43 protein-coding genes are annotated in these 25,208 nt (G+C 40.0%); all 43 read left to right on the forward strand.

The features are described from left to right. The 43 genes from ACXYSK_RS08235 to ACXYSK_RS08445 all read left to right on the forward strand — a co-directional run bounded on the left by ACXYSK_RS08235 (nucleotide 1) and on the right by ACXYSK_RS08445 (nucleotide 25,129). Nucleotides 1–141, forward strand: a complete 141-nt coding sequence (locus ACXYSK_RS08235) for a hypothetical protein (protein WP_000521611.1) — start codon at nucleotides 1–3, stop codon at nucleotides 139–141. 37 nt (nucleotides 142–178) lie between these two features. Continuing rightward, entirely contained in the window at nucleotides 179–679 is a 501-nt protein-coding gene (locus ACXYSK_RS08240) for a GNAT family N-acetyltransferase (RefSeq protein WP_235083646.1), read from the forward strand. A gap of 5 nt (nucleotides 680–684) precedes the next feature. Then, on the forward strand, nucleotides 685–1,281 hold the full coding sequence (gene nrdG, locus ACXYSK_RS08245; protein WP_458625675.1) for an anaerobic ribonucleoside-triphosphate reductase activating protein: 597 nt from the start codon (nucleotides 685–687) through the stop codon (nucleotides 1,279–1,281). Beyond that, complete coding sequence (locus ACXYSK_RS08250; protein WP_458625676.1) at nucleotides 1,278–1,898, forward strand: uridine kinase family protein; 621 nt, start codon at nucleotides 1,278–1,280, stop codon at nucleotides 1,896–1,898. Before nrdG ends, ACXYSK_RS08250 begins: the two co-directional genes overlap by 4 nt. Before the next feature lie 279 nt (nucleotides 1,899–2,177). After that, on the forward strand, nucleotides 2,178–2,486 hold the full coding sequence (gene rpsJ / locus ACXYSK_RS08255; protein ID WP_003009585.1) for a 30S ribosomal protein S10: 309 nt from the start codon (nucleotides 2,178–2,180) through the stop codon (nucleotides 2,484–2,486). Nucleotides 2,487–2,568: 82 nt separating this feature from the next. Further along, nucleotides 2,569–3,195 carry a 50S ribosomal protein L3 gene (gene rplC, locus ACXYSK_RS08260; RefSeq protein ID WP_004251088.1) on the forward strand — a complete coding sequence of 209 codons (627 nt, stop codon included), beginning with the start codon at nucleotides 2,569–2,571 and terminating at the stop codon, nucleotides 3,193–3,195. Nucleotides 3,196–3,219: 24 nt separating this feature from the next. Then, nucleotides 3,220–3,843: a 50S ribosomal protein L4 gene (gene rplD / locus ACXYSK_RS08265; protein WP_000024549.1), complete on the forward strand. Its 624-nt coding sequence runs from the start codon at nucleotides 3,220–3,222 to the stop codon at nucleotides 3,841–3,843. Further along, nucleotides 3,843–4,139 carry a 50S ribosomal protein L23 gene (locus ACXYSK_RS08270; protein WP_001055347.1) on the forward strand — a complete coding sequence of 99 codons (297 nt, stop codon included), beginning with the start codon at nucleotides 3,843–3,845 and terminating at the stop codon, nucleotides 4,137–4,139. Before rplD ends, ACXYSK_RS08270 begins: the two co-directional genes overlap by 1 nt. A 17-nt stretch (nucleotides 4,140–4,156) precedes the next feature. After that, nucleotides 4,157–4,990: a 50S ribosomal protein L2 gene (gene rplB / locus ACXYSK_RS08275; protein WP_006144707.1), complete on the forward strand. Its 834-nt coding sequence runs from the start codon at nucleotides 4,157–4,159 to the stop codon at nucleotides 4,988–4,990. 102 nt (nucleotides 4,991–5,092) lie between these two features. Continuing rightward, nucleotides 5,093–5,374, forward strand: a complete 282-nt coding sequence (gene rpsS / locus ACXYSK_RS08280) for a 30S ribosomal protein S19 (RefSeq protein WP_000533766.1) — start codon at nucleotides 5,093–5,095, stop codon at nucleotides 5,372–5,374. 11 nt (nucleotides 5,375–5,385) lie between these two features. Further along, nucleotides 5,386–5,730, forward strand: coding sequence for a 50S ribosomal protein L22 (gene rplV, locus ACXYSK_RS08285; RefSeq protein WP_000818137.1), 345 nt, complete (start codon nucleotides 5,386–5,388; stop codon nucleotides 5,728–5,730). Nucleotides 5,731–5,742: 12 nt separating this feature from the next. Further along, complete coding sequence (gene rpsC, locus ACXYSK_RS08290; RefSeq protein WP_000529936.1) at nucleotides 5,743–6,396, forward strand: 30S ribosomal protein S3; 654 nt, start codon at nucleotides 5,743–5,745, stop codon at nucleotides 6,394–6,396. A gap of 3 nt (nucleotides 6,397–6,399) precedes the next feature. Continuing rightward, nucleotides 6,400–6,813: a 50S ribosomal protein L16 gene (gene rplP, locus ACXYSK_RS08295; RefSeq protein ID WP_000960948.1), complete on the forward strand. Its 414-nt coding sequence runs from the start codon at nucleotides 6,400–6,402 to the stop codon at nucleotides 6,811–6,813. A gap of 9 nt (nucleotides 6,814–6,822) precedes the next feature. Next, nucleotides 6,823–7,029 (forward strand): 50S ribosomal protein L29, encoded by a 207-nt coding sequence (rpmC, locus tag ACXYSK_RS08300; protein ID WP_000772918.1) that lies wholly within the window; start codon nucleotides 6,823–6,825, stop codon nucleotides 7,027–7,029. A gap of 24 nt (nucleotides 7,030–7,053) precedes the next feature. Continuing rightward, nucleotides 7,054–7,314, forward strand: coding sequence for a 30S ribosomal protein S17 (gene rpsQ, locus ACXYSK_RS08305; RefSeq protein ID WP_000440801.1), 261 nt, complete (start codon nucleotides 7,054–7,056; stop codon nucleotides 7,312–7,314). Between the two features lie 25 nt (nucleotides 7,315–7,339). Further along, nucleotides 7,340–7,708 (forward strand): 50S ribosomal protein L14, encoded by a 369-nt coding sequence (rplN, locus tag ACXYSK_RS08310; protein WP_000616547.1) that lies wholly within the window; start codon nucleotides 7,340–7,342, stop codon nucleotides 7,706–7,708. Between the two features lie 72 nt (nucleotides 7,709–7,780). Next, the gene (gene rplX, locus ACXYSK_RS08315; RefSeq protein WP_235083649.1) at nucleotides 7,781–8,086 is read left to right on the forward strand and encodes a 50S ribosomal protein L24; all 306 of its coding nucleotides are present in this window, start codon (nucleotides 7,781–7,783) and stop codon (nucleotides 8,084–8,086) included. A 23-nt stretch (nucleotides 8,087–8,109) separates the two neighbouring features. Further along, on the forward strand, nucleotides 8,110–8,652 hold the full coding sequence (rplE, locus tag ACXYSK_RS08320) for a 50S ribosomal protein L5 (protein WP_000013542.1): 543 nt from the start codon (nucleotides 8,110–8,112) through the stop codon (nucleotides 8,650–8,652). A gap of 17 nt (nucleotides 8,653–8,669) precedes the next feature. Next, a complete protein-coding gene (locus tag ACXYSK_RS08325) occupies nucleotides 8,670–8,855 on the forward strand; it encodes a type Z 30S ribosomal protein S14 (protein WP_001085699.1) in 186 nt (61 codons plus the stop codon). A 213-nt stretch (nucleotides 8,856–9,068) separates the two neighbouring features. Continuing rightward, nucleotides 9,069–9,467, forward strand: coding sequence for a 30S ribosomal protein S8 (gene rpsH / locus ACXYSK_RS08330; protein WP_006144711.1), 399 nt, complete (start codon nucleotides 9,069–9,071; stop codon nucleotides 9,465–9,467). 226 nt (nucleotides 9,468–9,693) lie between these two features. Then, entirely contained in the window at nucleotides 9,694–10,230 is a 537-nt protein-coding gene (gene rplF, locus ACXYSK_RS08335) for a 50S ribosomal protein L6 (RefSeq protein WP_458625677.1), read from the forward strand. Between the two features lie 83 nt (nucleotides 10,231–10,313). Further along, complete coding sequence (gene rplR, locus ACXYSK_RS08340; protein WP_004251098.1) at nucleotides 10,314–10,670, forward strand: 50S ribosomal protein L18; 357 nt, start codon at nucleotides 10,314–10,316, stop codon at nucleotides 10,668–10,670. A 17-nt stretch (nucleotides 10,671–10,687) separates the two neighbouring features. Further along, complete coding sequence (gene rpsE, locus ACXYSK_RS08345) at nucleotides 10,688–11,182, forward strand: 30S ribosomal protein S5 (protein WP_195183502.1); 495 nt, start codon at nucleotides 10,688–10,690, stop codon at nucleotides 11,180–11,182. Between the two features lie 13 nt (nucleotides 11,183–11,195). Beyond that, a complete protein-coding gene (gene rpmD, locus ACXYSK_RS08350) occupies nucleotides 11,196–11,378 on the forward strand; it encodes a 50S ribosomal protein L30 (RefSeq protein ID WP_000057241.1) in 183 nt (60 codons plus the stop codon). 145 nt (nucleotides 11,379–11,523) lie between these two features. Further along, nucleotides 11,524–11,964 carry a 50S ribosomal protein L15 gene (gene rplO / locus ACXYSK_RS08355; protein WP_195183501.1) on the forward strand — a complete coding sequence of 147 codons (441 nt, stop codon included), beginning with the start codon at nucleotides 11,524–11,526 and terminating at the stop codon, nucleotides 11,962–11,964. A gap of 12 nt (nucleotides 11,965–11,976) precedes the next feature. Continuing rightward, entirely contained in the window at nucleotides 11,977–13,287 is a 1,311-nt protein-coding gene (gene secY, locus ACXYSK_RS08360) for a preprotein translocase subunit SecY (RefSeq protein WP_458625678.1), read from the forward strand. Nucleotides 13,288–13,442: 155 nt separating this feature from the next. Then, nucleotides 13,443–14,081, forward strand: coding sequence for an adenylate kinase (locus tag ACXYSK_RS08365; protein ID WP_045613186.1), 639 nt, complete (start codon nucleotides 13,443–13,445; stop codon nucleotides 14,079–14,081). Nucleotides 14,082–14,198: 117 nt separating this feature from the next. Next, nucleotides 14,199–14,417, forward strand: a complete 219-nt coding sequence (gene infA, locus ACXYSK_RS08370) for a translation initiation factor IF-1 (RefSeq protein ID WP_001029883.1) — start codon at nucleotides 14,199–14,201, stop codon at nucleotides 14,415–14,417. Nucleotides 14,418–14,441: 24 nt separating this feature from the next. Next, complete coding sequence (gene rpmJ / locus ACXYSK_RS08375; protein WP_001808836.1) at nucleotides 14,442–14,558, forward strand: 50S ribosomal protein L36; 117 nt, start codon at nucleotides 14,442–14,444, stop codon at nucleotides 14,556–14,558. 17 nt (nucleotides 14,559–14,575) lie between these two features. Next, nucleotides 14,576–14,941 carry a 30S ribosomal protein S13 gene (gene rpsM, locus ACXYSK_RS08380; RefSeq protein ID WP_006151054.1) on the forward strand — a complete coding sequence of 122 codons (366 nt, stop codon included), beginning with the start codon at nucleotides 14,576–14,578 and terminating at the stop codon, nucleotides 14,939–14,941. A gap of 17 nt (nucleotides 14,942–14,958) precedes the next feature. Beyond that, nucleotides 14,959–15,342 carry a 30S ribosomal protein S11 gene (gene rpsK, locus ACXYSK_RS08385; RefSeq protein WP_001118385.1) on the forward strand — a complete coding sequence of 128 codons (384 nt, stop codon included), beginning with the start codon at nucleotides 14,959–14,961 and terminating at the stop codon, nucleotides 15,340–15,342. A 43-nt stretch (nucleotides 15,343–15,385) separates the two neighbouring features. Further along, entirely contained in the window at nucleotides 15,386–16,321 is a 936-nt protein-coding gene (locus ACXYSK_RS08390; protein ID WP_006151057.1) for a DNA-directed RNA polymerase subunit alpha, read from the forward strand. Between the two features lie 11 nt (nucleotides 16,322–16,332). Further along, nucleotides 16,333–16,719: a 50S ribosomal protein L17 gene (gene rplQ / locus ACXYSK_RS08395; protein ID WP_004251124.1), complete on the forward strand. Its 387-nt coding sequence runs from the start codon at nucleotides 16,333–16,335 to the stop codon at nucleotides 16,717–16,719. Between the two features lie 258 nt (nucleotides 16,720–16,977). Next, nucleotides 16,978–17,244: an ACT domain-containing protein gene (locus ACXYSK_RS08400; protein ID WP_006151049.1), complete on the forward strand. Its 267-nt coding sequence runs from the start codon at nucleotides 16,978–16,980 to the stop codon at nucleotides 17,242–17,244. Nucleotides 17,245–17,253: 9 nt separating this feature from the next. After that, entirely contained in the window at nucleotides 17,254–18,591 is a 1,338-nt protein-coding gene (locus tag ACXYSK_RS08405; RefSeq protein ID WP_458625679.1) for a PFL family protein, read from the forward strand. A 306-nt stretch (nucleotides 18,592–18,897) separates the two neighbouring features. Beyond that, nucleotides 18,898–19,269, forward strand: coding sequence for a ribonuclease P protein component (rnpA, locus tag ACXYSK_RS08410; RefSeq protein ID WP_025170053.1), 372 nt, complete (start codon nucleotides 18,898–18,900; stop codon nucleotides 19,267–19,269). Next, a complete protein-coding gene (locus ACXYSK_RS08415) occupies nucleotides 19,244–20,059 on the forward strand; it encodes a YidC/Oxa1 family membrane protein insertase (protein ID WP_006151040.1) in 816 nt (271 codons plus the stop codon). The genes rnpA and ACXYSK_RS08415 overlap by 26 nt, the downstream gene beginning before the upstream one ends. 14 nt (nucleotides 20,060–20,073) lie before the next feature. Beyond that, nucleotides 20,074–21,030 (forward strand): RNA-binding cell elongation regulator Jag/EloR, encoded by a 957-nt coding sequence (gene jag / locus ACXYSK_RS08420; protein WP_458625680.1) that lies wholly within the window; start codon nucleotides 20,074–20,076, stop codon nucleotides 21,028–21,030. Nucleotides 21,031–21,084: 54 nt separating this feature from the next. Continuing rightward, nucleotides 21,085–21,705, forward strand: coding sequence for a hypothetical protein (locus ACXYSK_RS08425; RefSeq protein ID WP_006151061.1), 621 nt, complete (start codon nucleotides 21,085–21,087; stop codon nucleotides 21,703–21,705). Nucleotides 21,706–21,823: 118 nt separating this feature from the next. Next, nucleotides 21,824–23,800: a transketolase gene (tkt, locus tag ACXYSK_RS08430; protein ID WP_458625681.1), complete on the forward strand. Its 1,977-nt coding sequence runs from the start codon at nucleotides 21,824–21,826 to the stop codon at nucleotides 23,798–23,800. Between the two features lie 116 nt (nucleotides 23,801–23,916). After that, nucleotides 23,917–24,237 carry a preprotein translocase subunit YajC gene (gene yajC / locus ACXYSK_RS08435; RefSeq protein WP_006151030.1) on the forward strand — a complete coding sequence of 107 codons (321 nt, stop codon included), beginning with the start codon at nucleotides 23,917–23,919 and terminating at the stop codon, nucleotides 24,235–24,237. Nucleotides 24,238–24,285: 48 nt separating this feature from the next. Continuing rightward, a complete protein-coding gene (locus ACXYSK_RS08440; RefSeq protein ID WP_254727308.1) occupies nucleotides 24,286–24,723 on the forward strand; it encodes a low molecular weight protein-tyrosine-phosphatase in 438 nt (145 codons plus the stop codon). Then, nucleotides 24,716–25,129, forward strand: coding sequence for an MORN repeat-containing protein (locus ACXYSK_RS08445; RefSeq protein WP_458625682.1), 414 nt, complete (start codon nucleotides 24,716–24,718; stop codon nucleotides 25,127–25,129). The genes ACXYSK_RS08440 and ACXYSK_RS08445 overlap by 8 nt, the downstream gene beginning before the upstream one ends. The last annotated feature ends 79 nt before the right edge of the window (nucleotides 25,130–25,208 follow it).

Genomic DNA, 25,208 nt, shown 5'->3' on the forward strand with positions numbered 1-25,208 from the left:
ATGGGAAAATATCAATTAGACGATAAGGGTAAGGCCTTGGTTCAACGATTCCACGAAAAGCATTCAAAGGGTGGAGTCAATAAAAAAGATCGAGTAGCCAGCCTTAGAGAACAATTTTTAAATAAGAACAAGAAAAAGTGAGAGTCCCCTCTCACTTTTCTCATAGCGGGAGGAGTACATGGGATTACGCAGACCAACATTGGCAGATAAAGGAACCATTCTAAACATGATGGCAGAGTTTGAACAGACTCAATCAGCCCACGATGGTGGATTTTGGGATGCTGAGAACTTTGATTATGAGAATTGGCTAGAAACTAACCTTAATAAAGAAATGGGAATAAACTTGCCTGAAAATCGCGTTCCATCAATTCAGTTCGTATTGTTTGATGAATCAGATCATGCTTTAGGTTTTTTAAATTTACGGTTGAGACTAAATGAGGGATTGCTGAATTATGCTGGCCATATCGGCTATTCCATCCGCCCTTCTGAAAGGGGAAAAGGTTATGCTAAGGAAGCTCTCCATCAAGGTCTTCAAGTAGCTAAGGAGAAAAACATTCATCGTGCTTTGGTGACTTGTAGCACAGAAAATCCTGCCAGCCGAGCTGTTATCTTAGCTAATGGTGGGAAGTTAGAGGATGTTCGAAATGGGACGGAGCGCTATTGGATAGAGTTGGAGTAGAAAGTATGACATGGAATACACCAAAACCAGGCGAGTGGAAGAGTGAGGAGCTTAGTCAGGGACGTATTATTGATTATAAGGCTTTTAACTTTGTGGATGGCGAAGGGGTGCGCAATTCGCTTTATGTAGCAGGATGTATGTTTCACTGTGAAGGTTGCTACAATGTAGCGACCTGGTCATTTAATGCCGGGATTCCTTATACACCAGAGTTGGAAGAACAGATTATGGCAGATCTTGCCCGGCCTTATGTCCAAGGTTTGACCCTACTCGGTGGAGAGCCATTCCTGAATACTGGAATTCTTTTGCCTCTCGTTAAACGCATTCGGAAAGAATTGCCAGAAAAAGACATCTGGTCTTGGACAGGCTACACCTGGGAAGAAATGATGTTAGAGACGCCTGATAAATTAGAACTTTTATCCCTGATTGATATCCTCGTCGATGGCCGCTATGATAAGAGCAAACGCAACCTTATGTTGCAGTTCCGTGGCTCTTCTAACCAACGAATCATCGATGTACAAAAGTCTCTTCAAAGTGGAAAGGTAGTCATTTGGGACAAGCTTAACGATGGAAAAGAAAGCTATGAACAGGTGAAGAGAGAATGAAGAAAAAAGACTTAATAGAACAACTAGTCTCAGAGATAGAAACTGGAAAAGTAAAAACGCTAGGTATCTACGGCCATGGAGCTTCAGGAAAATCAACTTTTGCTCAAGAATTGTACCAAGAACTTGATTCCCAAAAGGTAAATTTACTAGAGACAGATCCCTACATTACTTCGGGACGACATTTAGTGGTACCTAAAGAGACACCAGACCAAAAAGTGACAGCATGTTTACCGGTAGCGCATGAGCTGGCAAGTTTACAAAGAGATATTCTTGCTCTGCAAGCGGGTATGGACATCTTAACAATTGAGGAACCCTGGAAGGCTAGTGAGATTTTATCTGGAGAAAAAACGATTTTGATTGTCGAAGGGATGTCTGTTGGTTTTTTACCCAAGGAACTTTTTGACAAAACCATTTGTTTCTACACAGATGAGGAGACCGAATTAAAGAGACGTCTAGCTCGAGATACGACTGTGAGGAAAAGCGAAGCCTCGTTTGTTCGTGAGACTCATCAAATCAGACGCGGACAATATCGCCGTTATTATCAAGAAACAGAAAAAGAGGCGGATGTGTTAATTAACCAATCTCAAAATCAGTTTCAAATAGAAAATGACTATTAAAGAACTATTTAAATAGGAAAAGATATATATAAATTGAGAATAGATTGTCTTTTTTGTTTCAGAAATGTACGAAAACAGTTTCATCTAAAAAATTTAAAAAATCCTGTCAAATCCCTTGCAATCGCAGGGGCTTTGTGTTATTCTATTATGGTGCTGTAAATTACAGCCTTAGCTTTGATGCAAGAGGTTGCGACACGCTCGGTTGCATTGCCACGCAACGCGCGTCGGTTTTCTTGTGGAGCTAGCCTATTATCTTAAATAGACGAAAAGGAGAAAAAGATGGCAAACAAAAAAATCCGTATCCGTTTGAAAGCTTACGAACACCGTACGCTTGACACAGCGGCTGCAAAAATCGTAGAATCAGCTACTCGTACAGGTGCACAAGTTGCGGGTCCAATCCCACTTCCAACTGAGCGTAGCCTCTACACAATCATTCGTGCGACTCACAAATATAAAGATTCTCGCGAACAATTCGAAATGCGTACACACAAACGTTTGATCGACATCATCAACCCAACTCAAAAAACAGTTGACGCTTTGATGAAATTGGATCTTCCAAGTGGTGTAAACGTAGAAATCAAACTTTAATTTAAAGCTTGATACCTTGAGCATAAAAAACGCTCGTTAAAAACTTTTTGAATAAAAAATATAGAAAAGGAACTATTTTCTCATGACAAAAGGAATCTTAGGGAAAAAAGTGGGAATGACTCAAATCTTCACTGAAGCTGGCGAATTGATCCCTGTAACAGTTATCGAAGCAACTCCAAACGTTGTTCTTCAAGTTAAAACTGTTGAAACAGATGGTTACAACGCTATCCAAGTTGGTTTCGATGACAAACGCGAAGTATTGAGCAACAAACCTGCTAAAGGACATGTAGCAAAAGCTAACACGGCTCCTAAGCGCTTCATTCGTGAATTCAAAAACGTTGAAGGCTTGGAAGTTGGTGCTGAAATCACAGTTGAAACTTTCGCAGCTGGAGACATTGTTGATGTAACTGGTACATCTAAAGGTAAAGGTTTCCAAGGTGTTATCAAACGCCACGGACAATCACGTGGACCTATGGCTCACGGTTCTCGTTACCACCGTCGTCCAGGTTCTATGGGACCTGTTGCACCTAACCGCGTATTCAAAGGTAAAAACCTTGCAGGACGTATGGGTGGCGACCGTGTAACAATTCAAAATCTTGAAGTTGTACAAGTTGTTCCAGAAAAGAACGTTATCCTTATCAAAGGTAACGTACCAGGTGCTAAGAAATCTCTTATCACTATCAAGTCAGCAGTTAAAGCTGGTAAATAATAAGGAAAGGGGAATACAGTCAAAATGGCAAATGTAACATTATTCGACCAAACTGGTAAACAAGCGGGCGAAGTTGTTCTTAACGATGCAATCTTTGGTATCGAACCAAACCAATCTGTTGTGTTTGATGTGATCATCAGCCAACGCGCTAGCCTTCGTCAAGGAACTCACGCAGTTAAAAACCGCTCAGCTGTTTCAGGTGGCGGACGCAAACCATGGCGTCAAAAAGGAACTGGACGTGCTCGTCAAGGTTCTATCCGCTCTCCACAATGGCGTGGTGGTGGAATCGTCTTCGGACCAACTCCACGTAGCTATGCGTACAAACTTCCTCAAAAAGTTCGTCGCCTTGCGCTTAAATCTGTTTACTCAGAAAAAGTTGCTGAAAACAAATTTGTAGCCGTTGATTCTCTTGAATTTACAGCTCCAAAAACTGCTGAATTTGCAAAAGTTCTTGCAGCTTTGAGCATCGATTCTAAAGTCCTTGTTATTCTTGAAGAAGGAAACGAATTCGCAGCTCTCTCAGCTCGTAACCTTCCAAACGTGAAAGTTGCGACTGCTACAACTGCAAGTGTTCTTGACATCGCAAATAGTGACAAACTTCTTGTTACTCAAGCAGCTATCTCTAAAATCGAGGAGGTTCTTGCATAATGAATTTGTATGATGTTATCAAAAAACCTGTTATCACTGAAAGCTCAATGGCTCAACTTGAAGCAGGAAAATATGTATTTGAAGTTGACACTCGTGCACACAAACTTTTGATCAAGCAAGCTGTTGAAGCTGCTTTTGAAGGTGTTAAAGTTGCAAATGTTAACACAATCAACGTAAAACCTAAAGCTAAACGTGTTGGACGTTACACTGGTTTTACTAACAAAACTAAAAAAGCTATCATCACTCTTACAGCTGATTCAAAAGCAATCGAGTTGTTTGCTGCTGAAGCTGAATAATCTAAGGAGGAAATATCGTGGGAATTCGTGTTTATAAACCAACAACAAACGGTCGCCGTAATATGACTTCTTTGGATTTCGCTGAAATCACAACAAGCACACCAGAAAAAACTTTGCTTGTTGCTTTGAAGAATAAGGCTGGTCGTAACAACAACGGTCGTATCACTGTTCGTCACCAAGGTGGTGGACACAAACGTTTCTACCGTTTGGTTGACTTCAAACGTAACAAAGACAACGTTGAAGCAGTTGTTAAAACTATCGAGTACGATCCAAACCGTTCTGCAAACATTGCTCTTGTACACTACACTGACGGTGTGAAAGCTTACATCATCGCTCCAAAAGGTCTTGAAGTTGGTCAACGTATCGTTTCAGGTCCTGAAGCAGATATCAAAGTCGGAAACGCTCTTCCGCTTGCTAACATCCCAGTTGGTACTTTAATCCACAACATCGAATTGAAACCAGGTCGTGGTGGAGAATTGGTACGTGCTGCTGGAGCTTCTGCTCAAGTTTTGGGTCAAGAAGGTAAATACGTTCTTGTTCGTCTTCAATCAGGTGAAGTTCGTATGATTCTTGGAACTTGTCGTGCAACAGTTGGTGTTGTCGGAAACGAACAACATGGGCTTGTAAACCTTGGTAAAGCAGGACGTAGCCGTTGGAAAGGTATCCGCCCAACAGTTCGTGGTTCTGTAATGAACCCTAACGATCACCCACACGGTGGTGGTGAAGGTAAAGCACCAGTTGGTCGTAAAGCGCCATCAACTCCATGGGGCAAACCTGCTCTTGGTCTTAAAACTCGTAACAAGAAAGCGAAATCTGACAAACTTATCGTTCGTCGTCGCAACGAGAAATAATTTTAAACTAGTCGCTTAAGTGCTAGATAATCCGCCAGCTCGGTAGCGCTCCTCGTGAGCGCAAGCCGCTGTGGTACTATATTTAAAGGAGAAAATATTAAAATGGGACGCAGTCTTAAAAAAGGACCTTTCGTCGATGAGCATTTGATGAAAAAAGTTGAAGCTCAGGCTAACGACGAAAAGAAAAAAGTTATCAAAACTTGGTCACGTCGTTCAACGATTTTCCCAAGTTTCATTGGTTACACTATCGCAGTTTATGATGGACGTAAACACGTACCTGTTTACATCCAAGAAGACATGGTAGGTCACAAGCTTGGTGAATTTGCACCAACTCGTACTTACAAAGGTCACGCCGCAGACGACAAGAAGACACGTAGAAAATAAGGAGAACATAAATGGCAGAAATTACTTCAGCTAAAGCAATGGCTCGCACAGTACGTGTTTCACCTCGTAAATCACGTCTTGTTCTTGACAACATCCGTGGTAAAAGCGTAGCCGATGCAATCGCAATTTTGACATTCACTCCAAACAAAGCTGCTGAAATCATCTTGAAAGTTTTGAACTCAGCTGTAGCTAACGCTGAAAACAACTTTGGTTTGGATAAAGCTAACTTGGTAGTATCTGAAGCATTCGCAAACGAAGGACCAACTATGAAACGTTTCCGTCCACGTGCGAAAGGTTCAGCTTCACCAATCAACAAACGTACAGCTCACATCACTGTAGCTGTTGCAGAAAAATAAGGAGGTAAAATCGTGGGTCAAAAAGTACATCCAATTGGTATGCGTGTCGGCATCATCCGTGATTGGGATGCCAAATGGTATGCTGAAAAAGAATACGCGGATTACCTTCATGAAGATCTTGCAATCCGTAAATTCGTTCAAAAAGAACTTGCTGACGCAGCAGTTTCAACTATTGAAATCGAACGCGCAGTAAACAAAGTTAACGTTTCACTTCACACTGCTAAACCAGGTATGGTTATCGGTAAAGGTGGTGCTAACGTTGATGCACTTCGTGCTAAACTTAACAAATTGACTGGAAAACAAGTACACATCAACATCATCGAAATCAAACAACCTGATTTGGATGCTCACCTTGTTGGTGAAGGAATTGCTCGTCAATTGGAGCAACGTGTTGCTTTCCGTCGTGCACAAAAACAAGCAATCCAACGTGCTATGCGTGCTGGAGCTAAAGGAATTAAAACTCAAGTATCAGGTCGTTTGAACGGTGCAGATATCGCCCGTGCAGAAGGATACTCTGAAGGTACAGTTCCACTTCACACACTTCGCGCAGATATCGATTACGCTTGGGAAGAAGCAGATACTACATACGGTAAACTTGGTGTTAAAGTATGGATCTACCGTGGTGAAGTTCTTCCAGCTCGTAAAAACACTAAAGGAGGTAAATAACCAATGTTAGTACCTAAACGTGTTAAACACCGTCGTGAATTCCGTGGTAAAATGCGCGGTGAAGCTAAAGGTGGAAAAGAAGTAGCATTCGGTGAATACGGTCTTCAAGCTACAACTAGCCACTGGATCACTAACCGCCAAATCGAAGCTGCTCGTATCGCCATGACTCGTTACATGAAACGTGGTGGTAAAGTTTGGATTAAAATCTTCCCACACAAATCATACACAGCTAAAGCTATCGGGGTTCGTATGGGATCTGGTAAAGGGGCACCTGAAGGTTGGGTAGCACCAGTTAAACGTGGTAAAGTAATGTTCGAAGTTGCTGGTGTATCTGAAGAGATCGCTCGCGAAGCGCTTCGTCTTGCAAGCCACAAATTGCCAGTTAAATGTAAATTCGTAAAACGTGAAGCAGAATAAGGAGAAGGCATGAAACTTAATGAAGTAAAAGAATTTGTTAAAGAACTTCGTGGTCTTTCTCAAGAAGAACTCGCGAAGCGCGAAAACGAATTGAAAAAAGAATTGTTTGAACTTCGTTTCCAAGCTGCTACTGGTCAATTAGAACAAACAGCTCGCTTGAAAGAAGTTAAAAAACAAATCGCTCGTATCAAAACAGTTCAATCTGAAGCGAAATAATAGACTAGGGAAGGAGAAATTTCAATGGAACGCAATAATCGTAAAGTTCTTGTTGGACGTGTTGTATCTGACAAAATGGACAAGACAATCACAGTTGTAGTTGAAACAAAACGTAACCACCCAGTCTATGGTAAACGTATTAACTACTCTAAAAAATACAAAGCACATGATGAAAACAATGTTGCCAAAGAAGGCGATATCGTACGTATCATGGAAACTCGCCCGCTTTCAGCTACAAAACGTTTCCGTCTTGTAGAAGTTGTTGAAGAAGCGGTTATCATCTAATCAAGCCTGAAAGGAGAAAACTGAAATGATTCAAACAGAAACTCGTTTGAAAGTCGCAGACAACAGCGGTGCACGCGAAATCTTGACTATCAAAGTTCTTGGTGGTTCTAAACGTAAATTTGCGAACATCGGTGATGTTATTGTGGCATCTGTAAAACAAGCTACTCCTGGTGGTGCGGTTAAAAAAGGTGACGTTGTTAAAGCAGTTATCGTTCGTACTAAATCAGGTGCTCGTCGTGCTGATGGTTCATACATCAAATTTGACGAAAACGCAGCAGTTATCATCCGTGACGACAAAACTCCTCGCGGAACACGTATCTTTGGCCCAGTTGCACGTGAATTGCGTGAAGGTGGCTTCATGAAGATCGTGTCACTTGCTCCAGAAGTACTTTAATCAATAAAAACAAACACAGTCCCCTGGCCTAGCCAGGGTGCCCATTGGGCGTAAGAATAAAAGGAGAAAAAAATGTTTGTAAAAAAAGGCGACAAAGTTCGCGTAATCGCTGGTAAAGATAAGGGAACAGAAGCTGTTGTCCTTACTGCCCTTCCAAAAGTAAACAAAGTTATCGTTGAAGGTGTTAACATCATTAAGAAACACCAACGTCCAACTAACGAACTTCCTCAAGGTGGTATCATCGAGAAGGAAGCAGCTATTCACGTATCAAACGTTCAAGTTTTGGACAAAAATGGTGTAGCTGGTCGTGTTGGTTACAAATTTGTAGACGGTAAAAAAGTTCGCTACAACAAAAAATCAGGCGAAGTGCTTGATTAATCACGAAGGAAAGGAGAAGTATAATGGCAAATCGTTTAAAAGAAAAATATCTTAATGAAGTAGTTCCTGCTTTGACAGAACAATTCAACTACTCATCAGTGATGGCTGTGCCTAAAGTAGATAAGATCGTTTTGAACATGGGTGTTGGTGAAGCTGTATCAAACGCTAAAAGCCTTGAAAAAGCTGCTGAAGAATTGGCACTTATCTCAGGTCAAAAACCACTTATCACTAAAGCTAAAAAATCAATCGCCGGCTTCCGTCTTCGTGAAGGTGTAGCGATTGGTGCAAAAGTTACCCTTCGTGGTGAACGTATGTACGAATTCTTGGATAAATTGGTTTCAGTATCACTTCCACGTGTGCGTGACTTCCACGGTGTTCCAACAAAATCATTTGATGGACGCGGAAACTACACACTTGGTGTGAAAGAACAATTGATCTTCCCAGAAATCAACTTTGATGACGTTGACAAAACTCGTGGTCTTGACATCGTTATCGTAACTACTGCTAACACTGACGAAGAGTCACGTGCATTGCTTACAGGCCTTGGAATGCCTTTTGCAAAATAATATAGGAGGTATAACTAATGGCTAAAAAATCTATGATTGCTAAGAACAAACGCCCAGCGAAGTTCTCTACTCAAGCATACACTCGCTGTGAACGTTGTGGACGTCCACACTCAGTTTACCGCAAGTTTAAACTTTGCCGTGTTTGCTTCCGTGAATTGGCATATAAAGGTCAAATCCCTGGTGTAACAAAAGCATCTTGGTAATAGCATGATACAAAGAGCGTAACAACCACAGCAAAAATAGGAGATTTGGTGTAGGAGCGATGCTCCAAGACAAGTCTATCTTTTTTGCCCAGGTTGTAGCTCGTGTTCAAATGAGAGTTATCTTGTTTGAATGTGTCAATACTATCTGAGCCTAGCTCAATCATTAACTAGCAAGTGCAACTTGCAAACTACTAGTAAGAGGAGAAAAATAAAATGGTTATGACTGACCCAATTGCAGACTTCCTAACTCGTATTCGTAACGCTAACCAAGCAAAACACGAAGTACTTGAAGTACCTGCATCAAACATCAAAAAAGGGATTGCTGAAATCCTTAAACGCGAAGGTTTTGTTAAGAACGTAGAAATCATCGAAGATGACAAACAAGGTATCATCCGTGTATTCTTGAAATACGGAACTAACGGTGAACGAGTTATCACTAACTTAAAACGCGTTTCTAAACCAGGACTTCGTGTTTACAAAAAACGTGAAGATCTTCCGAAAGTACTTAACGGACTTGGAATTGCTATTCTTTCAACTTCTGAAGGTTTGCTTACTGATAAAGAAGCACGCCAAAAGAACGTTGGTGGAGAAGTTATCGCTTACGTTTGGTAATTGATGATGTGAGAGCGTTAAAAGAATGCAGTGAAAATAGGAAGTTTGTAGCAGGAGCGATGCTCCAAGACAAACTTATCTTTTTCGCCAAATTCTTAGCTCGAACTCAAATCAAGATACAAAGTTCTTAGAGCGTGTTCAGTTTAGCTCTTTGAACTAAATAAGTATCTTAACCCCGTGAAAACTGGCCTTCAAAGGCCTGACAATTTAACAGGAGAATAAAAACATGTCACGTATTGGTAATAAAGTTATCGTGTTGCCTGCTGGTGTTGAAATCACTAACAATGACAACGTTGTAACTGTAAAAGGCCCTAAAGGAGAACTTACTCGTGAGTTCTCGAAAGATATTGAAATCCGTGTGGAAGGTACTGAAGTAACTCTTCACCGTCCAAACGATTCAAAAGAAATGAAAACTATCCACGGAACTACTCGTGCGCTTTTGAACAACATGGTTATTGGTGTTTCAGAAGGATTCAAGAAAGAACTTGAAATGCGTGGGGTTGGTTACCGTGCACAACTTCAAGGATCAAAACTTATTTTGGCTGTAGGTAAATCTCACCCAGACGAAGTTGAAGCTCCGGAAGGAATTAGTTTTGAACTTCCAAACCCAACAACAATCGTTGTTAGCGGAATTTCAAAAGAAGTAGTTGGTCAAACAGCTGCTTACGTACGTAGCCTTCGTTCACCAGAACCTTACAAAGGTAAAGGTATCCGTTACGTTGGCGAATATGTTCGTCTTAAAGAAGGTAAAACTGGTAAATAATGTTGAGTGGTTGATTATCAACCACCAACCTCATTACCAACTTTGTGCATAGCACACGATTTAAAATTAAAGAGGTGAAAACTGTGATTTCTAAACCAGATAAAAACAAACTCCGCCAAAAACGCCACCGTCGCGTACGCGGAAAACTCTCTGGAACTGCTGATCGCCCACGTTTGAACGTATTCCGTTCTAATACAGGCATCTACGCTCAAGTGATTGATGACGTAGCGGGTGTAACGCTCGCAAGTGCTTCAACTCTTGACAAAGAAGTTTCAAAAGGAACTAAAACTGAACAAGCCGTTGCTGTCGGTAAACTCGTTGCAGAACGTGCAAGTGCTAAAGGTATTTCAGAAGTGGTGTTCGACCGCGGTGGATATCTATATCACGGACGTGTGAAAGCTTTGGCTGATGCAGCTCGTGAAAACGGATTGAAATTCTAATAGGAGGACACTAGAAAATGGCATTTAAAGACAATGCAGTAGAACTTGAAGAACGCGTAGTTGCTGTTAACCGTGTTACAAAAGTTGTTAAAGGTGGACGTCGTCTTCGTTTCGCAGCTCTTGTAGTAGTTGGTGACCGCAATGGTCGTGTAGGATTTGGTACTGGTAAAGCTCAAGAAGTTCCAGAAGCAATCCGCAAAGCAGTAGAAGATGCTAAGAAAAACTTGATCGAAGTTCCTATGGTCGGAACAACAATTCCACATGAAGTTCTTTCAGAATTCGGTGGAGCTAAAGTATTGTTGAAACCTGCTGTAGAAGGTTCTGGAGTTGCCGCAGGTGGTGCAGTTCGTGCCGTTGTGGAATTGGCAGGTGTGGCAGATATTACATCTAAATCACTTGGTTCTAACACTCCAATCAACATTGTTCGCGCAACTGTTGAAGGTTTGAAACAATTGAAACGCGCTGAAGAAGTTGCTGCTCTTCGTGGTATTTCAGTTTCTGATTTGGTATAAGAAAGGGGATAAAATGGCTCAAATTAAAATTACTTTGACTAAGTCTCCAATCGGACGTATTCCATCACAACGTAAAACTGTTGTAGCACTTGGACTTGGCAAATTGAACAGCTCTGTTATTAAAGAAGATAACGCTGCAATCCGTGGTATGATCACTGCAGTATCTCACTTGGTAACAGTTGAAGAAGTAAACTAATAAAATTTTAGGGGATGTGCAATAGACCATCCCCTAAAACTAGATATAGTCATCTTAGATGACTTTGTATAGGCGAGTTGATAGGAGAGACAACCTTTTCTCTCTTATCGGCGCTAGCATTTTACAAAAGAGGAGAAAATATATAATGAAACTTCATGAATTGAAACCTGCAGAAGGTTCTCGTAAAACTCGTAACCGTGTTGGTCGTGGTACTTCATCAGGTAACGGTAAAACATCTGGTCGCGGTCAAAAAGGTCAAAAAGCTCGTAGCGGTGGCGGAGTACGCCTTGGTTTTGAAGGTGGACAAACTCCATTGTTCCGTCGTCTTCCAAAACGTGGATTTACTAACATCAACGCTAAAGAATATGCAATTGTTAACCTTGACCAATTGAACATCTTTGAAGATGGTGCAGAAGTAACTCCAGTTGTGCTTATCGAAGCAGGAATTGTTAAAGCTGAAAAATCAGGTATCAAGATTCTTGGTAACGGAGAGTTGACTAAGAAGTTGACTGTTAAAGCTGCTAAATTCTCTAAATCAGCTGAAGAAGCTATCACTGCTAAAGGTGGTTCAGTTGAAGTCATCTAAGTGAGGTGACCTATGTTTTTTAAATTATTGAGAGAAGCACTCAAAGTTAAGCAAGTTCGATCAAAAATTTTATTCACAATTTTTATCGTATTTGTTTTTCGTATAGGTACTAGTATCACTGTACCGTGGGTAAACGCAAATAGCTTGAACGCTTTGAGTGGGCTATCCTTTTTAAATATGTTGAGCTTGGTGTCAGGAAATGCCATGAAAAACTTTTCAGTTTTTGCTCTTGGAGTTAGTCCTTACATTACAGCCTCAATCGTCGTCCAACTCTTGCAAATGGATTTATTACCCAAGTTTGTAGAGTGGGGGAAACAAGGGGAAGTTGGTCGTAGAAAGTTAAACCAAGCGACTCGATACATTGCACTAGTGCTTGCATTTGTCCAATCAGTCGGGATTACTGCTGGTTTTAATGCTCTATCTGGAGCTAAACTTTTAACTGTACCACTTACGCCACAGATTTTCCTTGTGATTGGAGTCATCTTAACAGCGGGAAGTATGATTGTAACCTGGTTGGGAGAACAAATTACAGATAAAGGATATGGGAATGGTGTTTCAATGATCATCTTTGCAGGGATTGTTGCTTCAATTCCTGATATGATTAAAGGCATCTATGTGGATTACTTTGTCAATGTACCAAGCAGTCGTTTGACATCGTCTCTTATTTTCGTTGCCATCTTAATCGTTGCTGTTTTGTTGATTGTTTACTTTACAACTTACGTTGAACAAGCTAAGTACAAGATACCAATTCAGTATACAAAGGTAGCTCAAGGTGCACCATCAAGTTCCTATCTTCCTTTGAAGATTAACCCTGCTGGGGTTATCCCTGTTATCTTTGCCAGCTCAATTACAGCAGCGCCGGCAGCAATCTTACAATTCGTAAGTGCATCTGGTCTTAACTGGGAGTGGGTAAAAACAGCTCAAGAGTTGGTATCTACATCAACTCCTTCAGGTGTTGCTTTGTATGCTCTGTTGATTATTCTCTTTACATTCTTCTATACATTTGTACAGATTAATCCAGAGAAAGCTGCAGAGAATTTACAAAAGAGTGGAGCTTATATCCATGGTGTCCGTCCAGGTAAAGGGACAGAAGAGTACATGTCAAAACTTCTTCGTCGTCTCGCTACTGTCGGATCTCTCTTCCTAGGTGTTATTTCTATCTTACCTATCGTAGCTAAAGATTTATTTGGTCTTTCAGAAGTTGTTGCTTTCGGGGGAACAAGTTTGCTAATCATTATCTCTACAGGCATTGAAGGAATTAAACAATTGGAAGGATATCTATTGAAACGTAAATATGTTGGTTTCTTAGATACAACAGAATAATTGTAATAGAAAATAAAATTCACTATTGCTCAGAGAGTGGAGTGTAAAAATCAAAGACATTGTCAGATTTTTATCTCCTCTCTTCTATTTTGTTTTTAAATAGGAGTTGAAATGAATTTTTGCTTCTATTTAAAAATAAAAAAGGAGTATGAATCATGAATCTTTTGATTATGGGTTTACCTGGTGCAGGTAAGGGGACACAAGCGGCGAAAATCGTTGAACAATTTCACGTTGCCCACATCTCAACAGGTGATATGTTCCGTGCGGCAATGGCTAACCAAACTGAAATGGGTGTGCTAGCTAAATCATATATTGACAAAGGCGAGTTGGTTCCAGATGAAGTAACAAATGGAATTGTTAAAGAACGTCTTTCTCAAGATGATATTAAAGAAACTGGTTTCTTATTAGACGGATATCCACGTACTATTGAACAAGCGCATGCTTTAGATAAAACATTGGCTGAACTTGGTATTGAGCTTGAAGGTGTTATCAACATCGAAGTAAATCCAGACAGTCTTTTAGAGCGTTTGAGCGGACGTATCATTCATCGTCAAACTGGAGAGACTTTCCATAAAGTATTCAATCCACCAGTTGATTACAAAGAGGAAGATTACTACCAACGTGAAGATGATAAACCTGAGACAGTAAAACGTCGTTTGGATGTTAATATTGCTCAAGGTGAACCAATCATTGCTCACTATCGCGCTAAAGGTCTTGTACATGATATCGAAGGTAACCAAGATATCGATGATGTCTTTAAAGATATCGAAAAGGTATTGACAAATTTGAAATAAAAGCGTTTTTCAGACTTGCAAAATGTCTTGACAAATGTTATACTGAGTTAGTCTGACTTATAATTGTTGTCTCTGTGTCTAGAGGCATCAAATCGAAATTTAGGGAGGTACTTTTGCGTGGCAAAAGACGATGTGATTGAAGTTGAAGGCAAAGTAGTCGATACGATGCCGAATGCAATGTTTACGGTTGAACTTGAAAATGGACATCAGATTTTAGCAACAGTTTCTGGTAAAATTCGTAAAAACTATATTCGTATTTTAGCGGGAGATCGTGTTACTGTTGAAATGAGTCCATATGACTTGACACGTGGACGTATCACTTACCGCTTTAAATAATCGAAAAACTTGGAGGGATAAGAAATGAAAGTAAGACCATCGGTCAAACCAATTTGCGAATACTGTAAAGTAATTCGTCGTAATGGCCGTGTTATGGTAATTTGCCCAGCAAATCCAAAACACAAACAACGTCAAGGATAAGATAGAAAGGAGAAAACATGGCTCGTATTGCTGGAGTTGACATTCCAAATGACAAACGTGTAGTTATCTCATTGACTTATGTCTATGGTATCGGACTTGCAACATCTAAGAAAATCTTAGCAGCTGCTGGAATTTCAGAAGATATTCGTGTTCGCGATCTTACATCTGATCAAGAAGATGCTATCCGTCGTGAAGTTGATGCAATTAAAGTTGAAGGTGACCTTCGTCGTGAAGTAAACTTGAACATCAAACGTTTGATGGAAATCGGTTCATACCGTGGTATCCGTCACCGTCGTGGACTTCCTGTCCGTGGACAAAACACTAAAAACAACGCTCGCACTCGTAAAGGTAAAGCTGTTGCGATTGCTGGTAAGAAAAAATAATATAGGAGGTAAAAGTCTTGGCTAAACCAACACGTAAACGTCGTGTGAAAAAGAATATCGAATCTGGTATTGCGCATATTCACGCTACATTTAATAACACTATTGTTATGATTACTGATGTGCATGGTAATGCAATCGCTTGGTCATCAGCTGGTGCTCTTGGTTTCAAAGGTTCTCGTAAATCTACACCATTTGCTGCTCAAATGGCTTCAGAAGCTGCTGCTAAATCTGCACAAGAACACGGTCTTAAATCAGTTGAAGTTACTGTAAAAGGTCCAGGTTCTGGTCGTGAGTCAGCTATTCGTGCTCTTGCTGCCGCTGGTCTTGAAGTAACAGCAATTCGTGATGTGACTCCAGTGCCACACAATGGTGCTCGTCCTCCAAAACGTCGCCGTGTATAATCATTACCTTTACACTGCTTTTCGTTTAAGAGGGAGTAACTAAATGATCGAGTTTGAAAAACCAAATATAACAAAAATTGATGAAAATAAAGATTATGGCAAGTTTGTAATCGAACCACTAGAACGTGGATACGGTACAACACTTGGTAACTCTCTTCGTCGTGTACTTCTTGCTTCTCTTCCAGGAGCAGCTGTTACATCTATCGATATCGATGGAGTATTACATGAGTTTGATACAATTCCAGGTGTTCGCGAAGACGTGATGCAAATCATTCTGAACATTAAAGGGATTGCAGTTAAATCATATGTAAAAGACGAAAAGACTATTGAACTTGATGTTGAAGGACCTGCTGAAGTTACAGCTGGAGACATTTTGACTGATAGTGATATCGAAATCGTAAATCCAGATCATTATCTTTTCACAATCGGAGAAGGTGCTTCATTTAAAGCGACTATGACTGTAAACAGTGGTCGTGGATATGTACCTGCAGATGAAAATAAAAAAGATAATGCACCTGTTGGAACACTTGCTGTAGATTCTATTTATACACCAGTAACAAAAGTTAACTATCAAGTTGAACCTGCTCGTGTAGGAAGCAATGATGGTTTCGACAAATTAACCCTTGAAATCTTGACAAATGGAACTATTATTCCAGAAGATGCTTTAGGGCTTTCAGCACGCATTTTGACAGAACATCTTGATTTGTTTACAAATCTTACAGAGATTGCTAAATCTGCAGAAGTGATGAAAGAAGCTGATACTGAATCGGACGACCGTATTTTGGAACGTACGATTGAGGAACTTGACTTGTCTGTACGCTCGTATAACTGTTTGAAACGTGCTGGTATCAATACTGTGCACGATTTGACAGAAAAATCTGAAGCAGAGATGATGAAAGTAAGAAATCTTGGACGCAAGAGTTTGGAAGAAGTGAAACTCAAACTCATTGATTTGGGTCTTGGATTAAAAGATAAATAAAGGAGGAATACATGGCTTACCGTAAACTAGGACGCACTAGCTCACAACGTAAAGCAATGCTTCGCGATTTGACAACTGACCTTTTGATCAACGAATCAATCGTGACAACTGAAGCTCGTGCTAAAGAAATCCGTAAAACTGTTGAAAAAATGATTACTCTAGGTAAACGTGGTGATTTGCATGCACGTCGTCAAGCTGCTGCTTTCGTACGTAATGAAATCGCATCTGAAAACTATGATGAAGCAACTGACAAGTACACTTCTACTACAGCTCTTCAAAAATTGTTCTCAGAAATCGCACCTCGTTACGCAGACCGTAACGGTGGATACACTCGTATCCTTAAAACTGAACCACGTCGTGGTGATGCAGCGCCAATGGCGATCATTGAATTAGTATAAAATCATCAATTTTGTTGAGTGTTATGATGATGGAGCCCTGTGCTCTTAGTCTAGCTCTGGTCTACCGCTAGGACTTTTGTCCTAGCGGGAACACTCATCATAAGATGGTCGGTAGACGCTTGTTTACGAAATTGTTTTTCTTTTAAGAACAATTTCGTAAGCAGGCGTTTTTTAGTTTTTTTGTTGTAAATGTGCTATACTGAGAAAAAAGAAAATCACAAAATTAGATTTTCTATAGTTTAAAAATGGAGGATCGATATGAAAGCTATCATAACTGTAGTTGGAAAAGATAAAGGTGGGATTGTTGCAGGTGTTGCGACTAAGATTGCTGAATTAGGATTAAATATTGATGATATTTCACAAACTGTCTTGGACGAGTTCTTCACAATGATGGCTGTGGTATCTAGTGAAGAAAAACAAGATTTTACTCATTTGAGAAATGAGTTTGAGGCTTTTGGTCAGACTTTGAATGTCAAAATCAATATTCAGAGTGCTGCGATTTTTGATGCTATGTATAATATCTAGGAGGCGTGTATGGATATTAGACAAGTCACTGAAACAATCTCAATGATTGAAGAGCAGAATTTTGATATCAGAACAATTACCATGGGAATTTCACTTCTAGATTGTATAGATCCAGATATTAATAAGGCTGCAGATAAAATTTATGATAAGATAACTAGCAAGGCCGCAAATTTAGTTGCTGTCGGGGATGAAATTGCAGCTGAACTTGGGATTCCAATCGTTAACAAACGCGTATCGGTAACTCCTATTTCTTTGGTTGGAGCAGCAACAGATGCGACAGATTATGTAGTGTTAGCAAAAGCTTTGGATAGAGCTGCTAAAAAAATAGGTGTTGATTTTATTGGGGGATTTTCTGCCTTGGTACAAAAAGGTTACCAAAAAGGTGATGAAATTCTCATAAATTCTATCCCTCGTGCTTTGGCTGAAACGGATAAGGTCTGCTCCTCTGTCAATATCGGTTCAACCAAGTCAGGAATTAACATGACTGCTGTAGCTGATATGGGACGAATTATCAAGGAAACAGGTGAACTTTCAGAAATGGGAGCTGCGAAGCTAGTAGTTTTTGCCAATGCAGTCGAAGATAATCCTTTTATGGCGGGTGCCTTCCATGGTGTTGGTGAAGCAGATGTTATCATCAATGTAGGTGTTTCTGGTCCGGGTGTTGTTAAACGTGCCTTGGAAAAGGTTCGTGGGGAAAGTTTTGATGTAGTTGCTGAAACTGTTAAAAAGACAGCTTTCAAGATTACCCGTATCGGTCAACTAGTTGGACAAATGGCTAGCGAGCGTCTTGGAGTTGACTTCGGAATTGTAGATTTAAGCTTGGCGCCAACTCCAGCAGTAGGTGATTCTGTAGCTCGAGTTCTCGAGGAAATGGGGCTGGAAACTGTTGGGACTCATGGGACGACTGCAGCCTTAGCTCTGTTGAATGATCAGGTTAAAAAGGGTGGAGTTATGGCTTGTAACCAAGTTGGTGGCTTATCCGGTGCCTTTATCCCAGTATCTGAGGACGAGGGTATGATTGCTGCTGTGCAAAATGGTTCTCTTAATCTTGAAAAATTAGAAGCCATGACAGCTATTTGTTCGGTTGGTTTAGATATGATTGCTATCCCTGAGGATACTCCTGCTGAAACCATTGCGGCTATGATTGCCGATGAAGCTGCTATCGGGGTTATCAATATGAAAACAACTGCAGTTCGCATTATTCCTAAAGGTAAAGAAGGGGATATGATCGAGTTTGGTGGTCTTTTAGGAACTGCTCCAGTTATGAAAGTAAACAAAGCATCATCTGTTGATTTTATTTCTCGTGGGGGTCAGATTCCTGCTCCAATCCATAGCTTTAAAAATTAGAGAAAAAAGTGAAGCTTTAAGTTCAATTTAAGGAAAACGGTATATACTACAATCATTAAATAAAGACCTCCTAACTTTATTTAATAGAATCCTAAACTTTTTCATAATAATCTCCGACAAAAGTCACTCGTAAGAGTGACTTTTGTTTTTGATTTTGAAAACAGTAGTAAATTTTCGCTGAATTCTGGTCATTCATTTTTTAAATGGCCATTTTTTATGGCACAAATAGCCCGAAACCTTGCCATGATTGGCTTTTTGAAATTTTATGGTATAATAGTAATAGTTTTATTAGATGGAGTATGATTTTTGAGAAAAAGCTTTCGTGTAAAAAAAGAGAAAGATTTTGACGCCATATTTAAAGAGGGGAAAAGTGTAGCTAATCGAAAATTTGTTATTTATCGGTTAGAGAATCAGCAACAACATTTTCGAGTAGGGTTATCAGTTAGCAAGAAGTTAGGAAATGCTGTAACAAGAAATCAAATCAAGAGAAGAATTCGTCATGTTTTGATTGAAAATAGTAACCAGATAGTTGATAATGTAGACTTTGTTGTTATTGCTCGAAAAGGCGTTGAAACTTTAGAATATGCAGAAATCGAAAAAAACTTACTTCATGTTTTGAAATTAGCAAAGATATACCAGGAAGGAAATAGGAGTGAAGAAGAAATTACAATTGACTAGTTTGTTAGGTTTGTCCTTGTTGGTAATGACTGCTTGTGCAACTAGTGAAGTCTCTGCTGATTCGTCAGATGTTTGGAGTAAACTTGTTTATTTTTTTGCTGAAACCATTCGTTTTTTGTCCTTTAATGTAAGTATTGGTTTAGGGATCATTATTTTCACAGTCTTGATTCGAACAATCTTATTACCGGTCTTTCAAACGCAAATGGTGGCATCCAGAAAAATGCAAGAAGCGCAACCGCTAATAAAGGAATTGCGCGAACGTTATCCTGGTCGCGATATGGAAAGTCGTACTAAACTAGATCAGGAAACACGTAAATTATTTAAAGAATTAGGGATTAAGCAGTCTGCATCATTATGGCCACTTTTGATTCAAATGCCAATTCTATTGGCTCTTTTCCAAGCCTTATCGTACGTTGATTTTTTGAAGACTGGCCATTTTTTGTGGTTCAATCTAGGTGGAGTTGACACGACCTTGGTATTGCCAATTTTAGCTGCCCTGTTCACTTTCTTCAGTAGTTGGCTTTCAAACAAAGCCTTGCCTGAAAAAAATGGTGCAATGACAGCTATGATGTATGGAATGCCTGTCATCATCTTCTTTTTTGCAATGTCTGCACCAAGCGGTGTTGCTCTTTATTGGACGGTTTCAAACGCTTATCAAGTATTGCAAACTTACCTACTGAACAATCCTTTCAAAATCATTGAAGAGCGTGAAGCGGATGTGAAGGCTAAGAGAGATCTAGAAGCTAAGAAAAGAAAAGCTCTGAAGAAAGCACAGAAAAAGAAAAAGTAAGGAGAAATCTGATAATGGTATTATTTACAGGTTCAACTGTTGAAGAAGCAATCCAAAAAGGATTGAATGAATTAAATATTCCGAGAATGAAAGCTCATATCAAGGTTATTTCGAAAGAGAAAAAAGGATTTTTTGGACTTTTCGGAAAGAAACCAGCTCAAGTTGATATCGAAGCAATTAGTGAGACAACTGTTGTAAAAGCAAATCAACAGGCTATCAAAGGTGTTCCAAAAGAAATTAATGATCAAAACGATCCAGTTAAAACAGTCAGTGAAGCAACAGTCGATTTGGGACATGTAGTTGCAGCTATCAAGAAGATTGAAGAAGAAGGCCAAGAAATTTCTGAAGAAGTCAAGGCTGAAATTCTGAAAAATGATAAGGAAGCAAGCACTATTTTAGAGGAAACAGGGCACATTGCTGTTTTAAAAGAATTGCAACCTGAAGAAATTCAAGAAAATGGTGACGAAGAGCAAGGTAGTGATTTAGAAAACCTTGGTTTGAAAGTTGAGCCGACTTACGACACAGAAAAGGTTGTTGAAGAAGTGACGGACTATGTTCAAGCAATCATTGATGATATGGATGTTGAGGGAACTATTTCTAGTACTTCTAACCGTCGTTCTATCAACATGCAAATCGATACAAATGAGCCGGGTCGTATTATCGGTTACCACGGTAAGGTTTTGAAATCTCTCCAACTTCTAGCGCAAAATTACCTTTACAATCGTTATTCAAAAACTTTCTACATCACGATCAATGTGAATGACTATGTGGAACATCGTGCAGAAGTTTTGCAGAGTTACGCACAGAAATTGGCTACACGTGTCTTGGAAGAAGGTCGTAGTCAGATGACAGATCCAATGTCAAGTAGCGAGCGTAAAATTATCCATCGTATCATTTCGCGAATGGAAGGTGTAACGAGCTACTCTGAAGGTGACGAACCAAATCGTTATGTTGTCGTAGATACTGAATAAGATAAATGAAAAATCAGGTTTTCCTGATTTTTTTCTAACTAAAGAAGGAATCAAATGAAAGAAATCAAAGATTATCTTGCTTATCAAGGAGAACAGTACCGGAACCCTGACAAAGCAGGAGTTGAAAGAGATAAAATGTTATCAATGCGTAGCAAAGGGCAGGGAGCACGAAAGTCATTTACTCACCTAGCTGAATGTTTTCAAGCTAGGCATTCCGATTGGAAATTACACCCAACCAGTCAATGGATGAATCAAGCTCAACGTCTTCGCCCTCATTTTTGGGCTTATTTACAGGCAGAAGGATCAGTTGCGGAACCTATGATGGCTCTTCGCTTGTATGGAAGTCAGAATAATTGGGGAATCTCTTTAGAAGTTAGTTTTATAGAGAGAAAGAAAGATGAAGCTACCTTATCAAAACAGGCTAAAGTTTTGGATGTGCCAGTGGTTGAGGGAATCTATTATTGGGTTCAGAAAAACGATGAGAGTTATAGAGTGCAGGCTACTGAGGAGAATAGACAACTTTTGAGACAACAGTTATCTAACCAAGAGATTCGCAAAGTATTAATAAAAGCTGATGTTCCAGTGACTGATGAAGAAACTCTAGATAAGATTTTAGATGAACTGGATAGGGCTTTTGAAAAATTCTTGCCTTACTATCAAGCGACCAGAAATTAATCTAATCGGCTGAGTCATTTTATAGTAAATTGTTTTATTGCTATTCTAGGTATTTTTTCATATAATAGTAAAATAGGATAAGTGGTATACTTATCACCTCAAAGAGAAAGGAAATTCTATGTCAAATCTATCTGTTAATGCGATTCGTTTTCTAGGTATTGACGCTATCAATAAGGCGAACTCAGGTCACCCAGGGGTGGTTATGGGAGCTGCACCGATGGCTTACAGCCTATTCACTAAAGAACTTCGTATCAATCCAGCTCAACCAAACTGGATTAACCGCGACCGTTTTATTCTTTCAGCTGGTCACGGGTCAATGCTCCTCTACGCCCTTCTTCATCTCTCTGGATTTGAAGATGTGAGCATGGATGAAGTGAAGAGCTTCCGTCAATGGGGTTCTAAAACACCAGGTCACCCAGAATTTGGTCATACAGCAGGAGTTGATGCAACAACAGGTCCTCTAGGACAAGGGATTGCGACTGCGACAGGTTTTGCACAAGCAGAACGTTTCCTTGCAGCTAAGTACAACCGCGAAGGTTATAACATCTTTGACCACTACACATATGTTATTTGTGGAGATGGTGACTTGATGGAAGGTGTCTCAAGTGAAGCTGCATCTTATGCAGGTTTGCAAAAACTTGACAAGTTGGTTGTTCTTTATGACTCAAATGATATCAACTTGGATGGTGAGACAAAAGATTCCTTCACAGAAAGTGTTCGTGACCGTTACAATGCCTACGGTTGGCATACAGCATTGGTAGAAGATGGGACAGACTTAGAAGCTATTCATGCTGCTATTGGAGAAGCTAAGGCTTCAGGAAAACCATCTTTAATCGAAGTGAAAACAGTTATTGGTTATGGTTCTCCAAACAAACAAGGGACTAATGCTGTACACGGCGCTCCTCTTGGAGCGGATGAAACTGCAGCAACTCGCCAAGCACTTGGTTGGAACTACGAACCATTTGAAATTCCAGCAGAAGTTTATGCTGATTTCAAACAAAATGTTGCGGACCGTGGTGCATCAGCATATGAAGCATGGACAAAACTAGTTGCAGACTATAAAGAAGCTCACCCAGAATTGGCTGCAGAAGTGGAAGCCATCATCGAAGGACTCGATCCAGTTGAATTGACTCCAGAAGACTTCCCAGCTTTAGAAAATGGTTTCTCTCAAGCGACTCGTAACTCAAGCCAGGATGCCTTGAATGTAGTAGCTGCTAAATTGCCAACCTTCCTTGGTGGATCAGCTGACCTTGCTCATTCAAATATGACTTACATCAAAACTGACGGACTTCAGGACGATGCAAATCGCTTGAACCGTAATATCCAATTTGGTGTTCGTGAATTTGCAATGGGAGCTGTTTTGAACGGAATGGCTCTTCATGGTGGACTTCGTGTTTATGGCGGAACATTCTTCGTATTCTCAGATTACCTTAAAGCGGCAGTTCGTTTGTCAGCCCTACAAGGTCTTCCTGTAACCTATGTCTTTACTCACGATTCAATCGCAGTTGGTGAAGATGGGCCAACTCATGAACCGATTGAGCACTTGGCAGGCCTTCGTGCGATTCCAAACCTCAACGTTTTCCGTCCAGCAGATGCGCGTGAAACTCAAGCAGCTTGGTATCTCGCAGTGAAGAGTGAGAAAACACCAACTGCCCTTGTCTTGACTCGCCAAAACTTGACTGTTGAGGAAGGAACAGACTTCGAGAAGGTTGCAAAAGGTGCTTACGTTGTCTATGAAAATGCAGCAGACTTTGACACTATCTTGATTGCAACAGGTTCAGAAGTGAATCTAGCTGTTGCAGCTGCTAAAGAATTGGCAAGCCAAGGTGGAAAAGTTCGCGTAGTCAGCATGCCATCTACAGATGTATTTGATGCACAAGATGCAGCTTACAAAGAAGAAATCTTACCAAATGCAGTTCGTCGCCGTGTAGCAGTCGAAATGGGAGCAACCCAAAACTGGTATAAATACGTCGGTCTTGATGGAGCGGTTCTCGGTATTGATACCTTTGGTGCGTCTGCTCCAGCTTCAAAAGTTTTAGCAGAATATGGATTTACAGTTGAAAACTTAGTTGAAATTGTAAACAACTTGAAGTAAGAAAAATCAGAGCTTTGCTCTGGTTTTTTATTGTCCCAAAACCAGGGTATAATCTTGTAAAAACAAGTGAAATTTGATATAGTAGTTTTATCTGAATTACAAAGGAGTAAAAAATAATGGGTGGGAATTTAACATTCTTGATTATGCTTGTTTTGATGTTCGGCTTGATGTTCTTCATGCAACGTTCTCAAAAGAAACAAGCTGAAAAACGCATGGAGAGTCTCAATAAACTTCAAAAAGGTTATGAAGTCATTACTATCGGTGGTTTATACGGTACAGTAGATGAAGTTGATACCGAAAACAGAACGATCGTACTTGATGTAGACGGAGTTTACTTGACTTTTGAACTCGGAGCAATCAAATCAGTCTTGCCATTGAAAGAAGCTGTTACATCAGAAGGTACAGTCATCGACGGTGAAAGTGCGATTGAAGAATAAAACGGGGTTGATCTTATACCCCTTTTTCTATGAAGATGAGGGACAATGATGAAAAAAGTTGTTTTTGTTTGCCTTGGTAATATTTGCCGGAGTCCTATGGCAGAATTTGTGATGAAATCTTTAACCGATGAATATGAGATTGAGAGTAGAGCAACTTCTTCTTGGGAACACGGCAACCCAATTCACAAAGGAACTCAGAAAATCTTTAAAACTCACGGTATTCCTTATGATTCATCAAAAACATCACAACAAATCTCTAAGGATGATTTTGAATATTTTGATTATATCATTGGTATGGACGAATCGAATCTCCTTGACTTGACTCGAATGTGTCCTCAAAAACAACAGCACAAGATAGAAGCGTTCGCTTCTGAAAGTGTTCCAGATCCATGGTATACAGGTGATTTCAATGAAACTTATGATCGAGTTTTAGCTGGTTGCCAAGCATGGCTATCACGTTTAGAAAATGAGGCAAAAAATGGATAATTTAAAAAAACTCTATGATAAATACAGTGTCTATATAACGCGTCCTCGTTTAGAAATTGCGACGGTAGTAGTCATAGTTCTTTGTGCAATTTTTGTATTTGTAGGGAATATGCCCAAGCAAGGGGTCCTAAAGCTAGATGGTGACTCAATTGTATACGATGGGAGCATCGTCCGTGGAAAGATGAATGGTCAAGGCACAATGACCTTCTCAAATGGCGACACTTATACTGGTGAATTTAAAAATGGAGCATTTAACGGTAAAGGTACCTACCAAGCAAAGGATGGCTGGGTTTATGAAGGTGATTTTGTTAACGGCCAAGCTGAAGGAAAAGGAAAACTGACTACAGAGCAAGAAGTTGTCTATGAAGGCGACTTTAAACAAGGGCTCTTCCAACAAGCACAATAACCTCCTGATAAGGAGGTTTTTTATCAGGATGAAAGGAAAGCGCTTCCTTGATTTTTGTGTTAAAATACCATAAAAAAGT

The organism is Streptococcus sp. V919 (assembly GCF_054353475.1).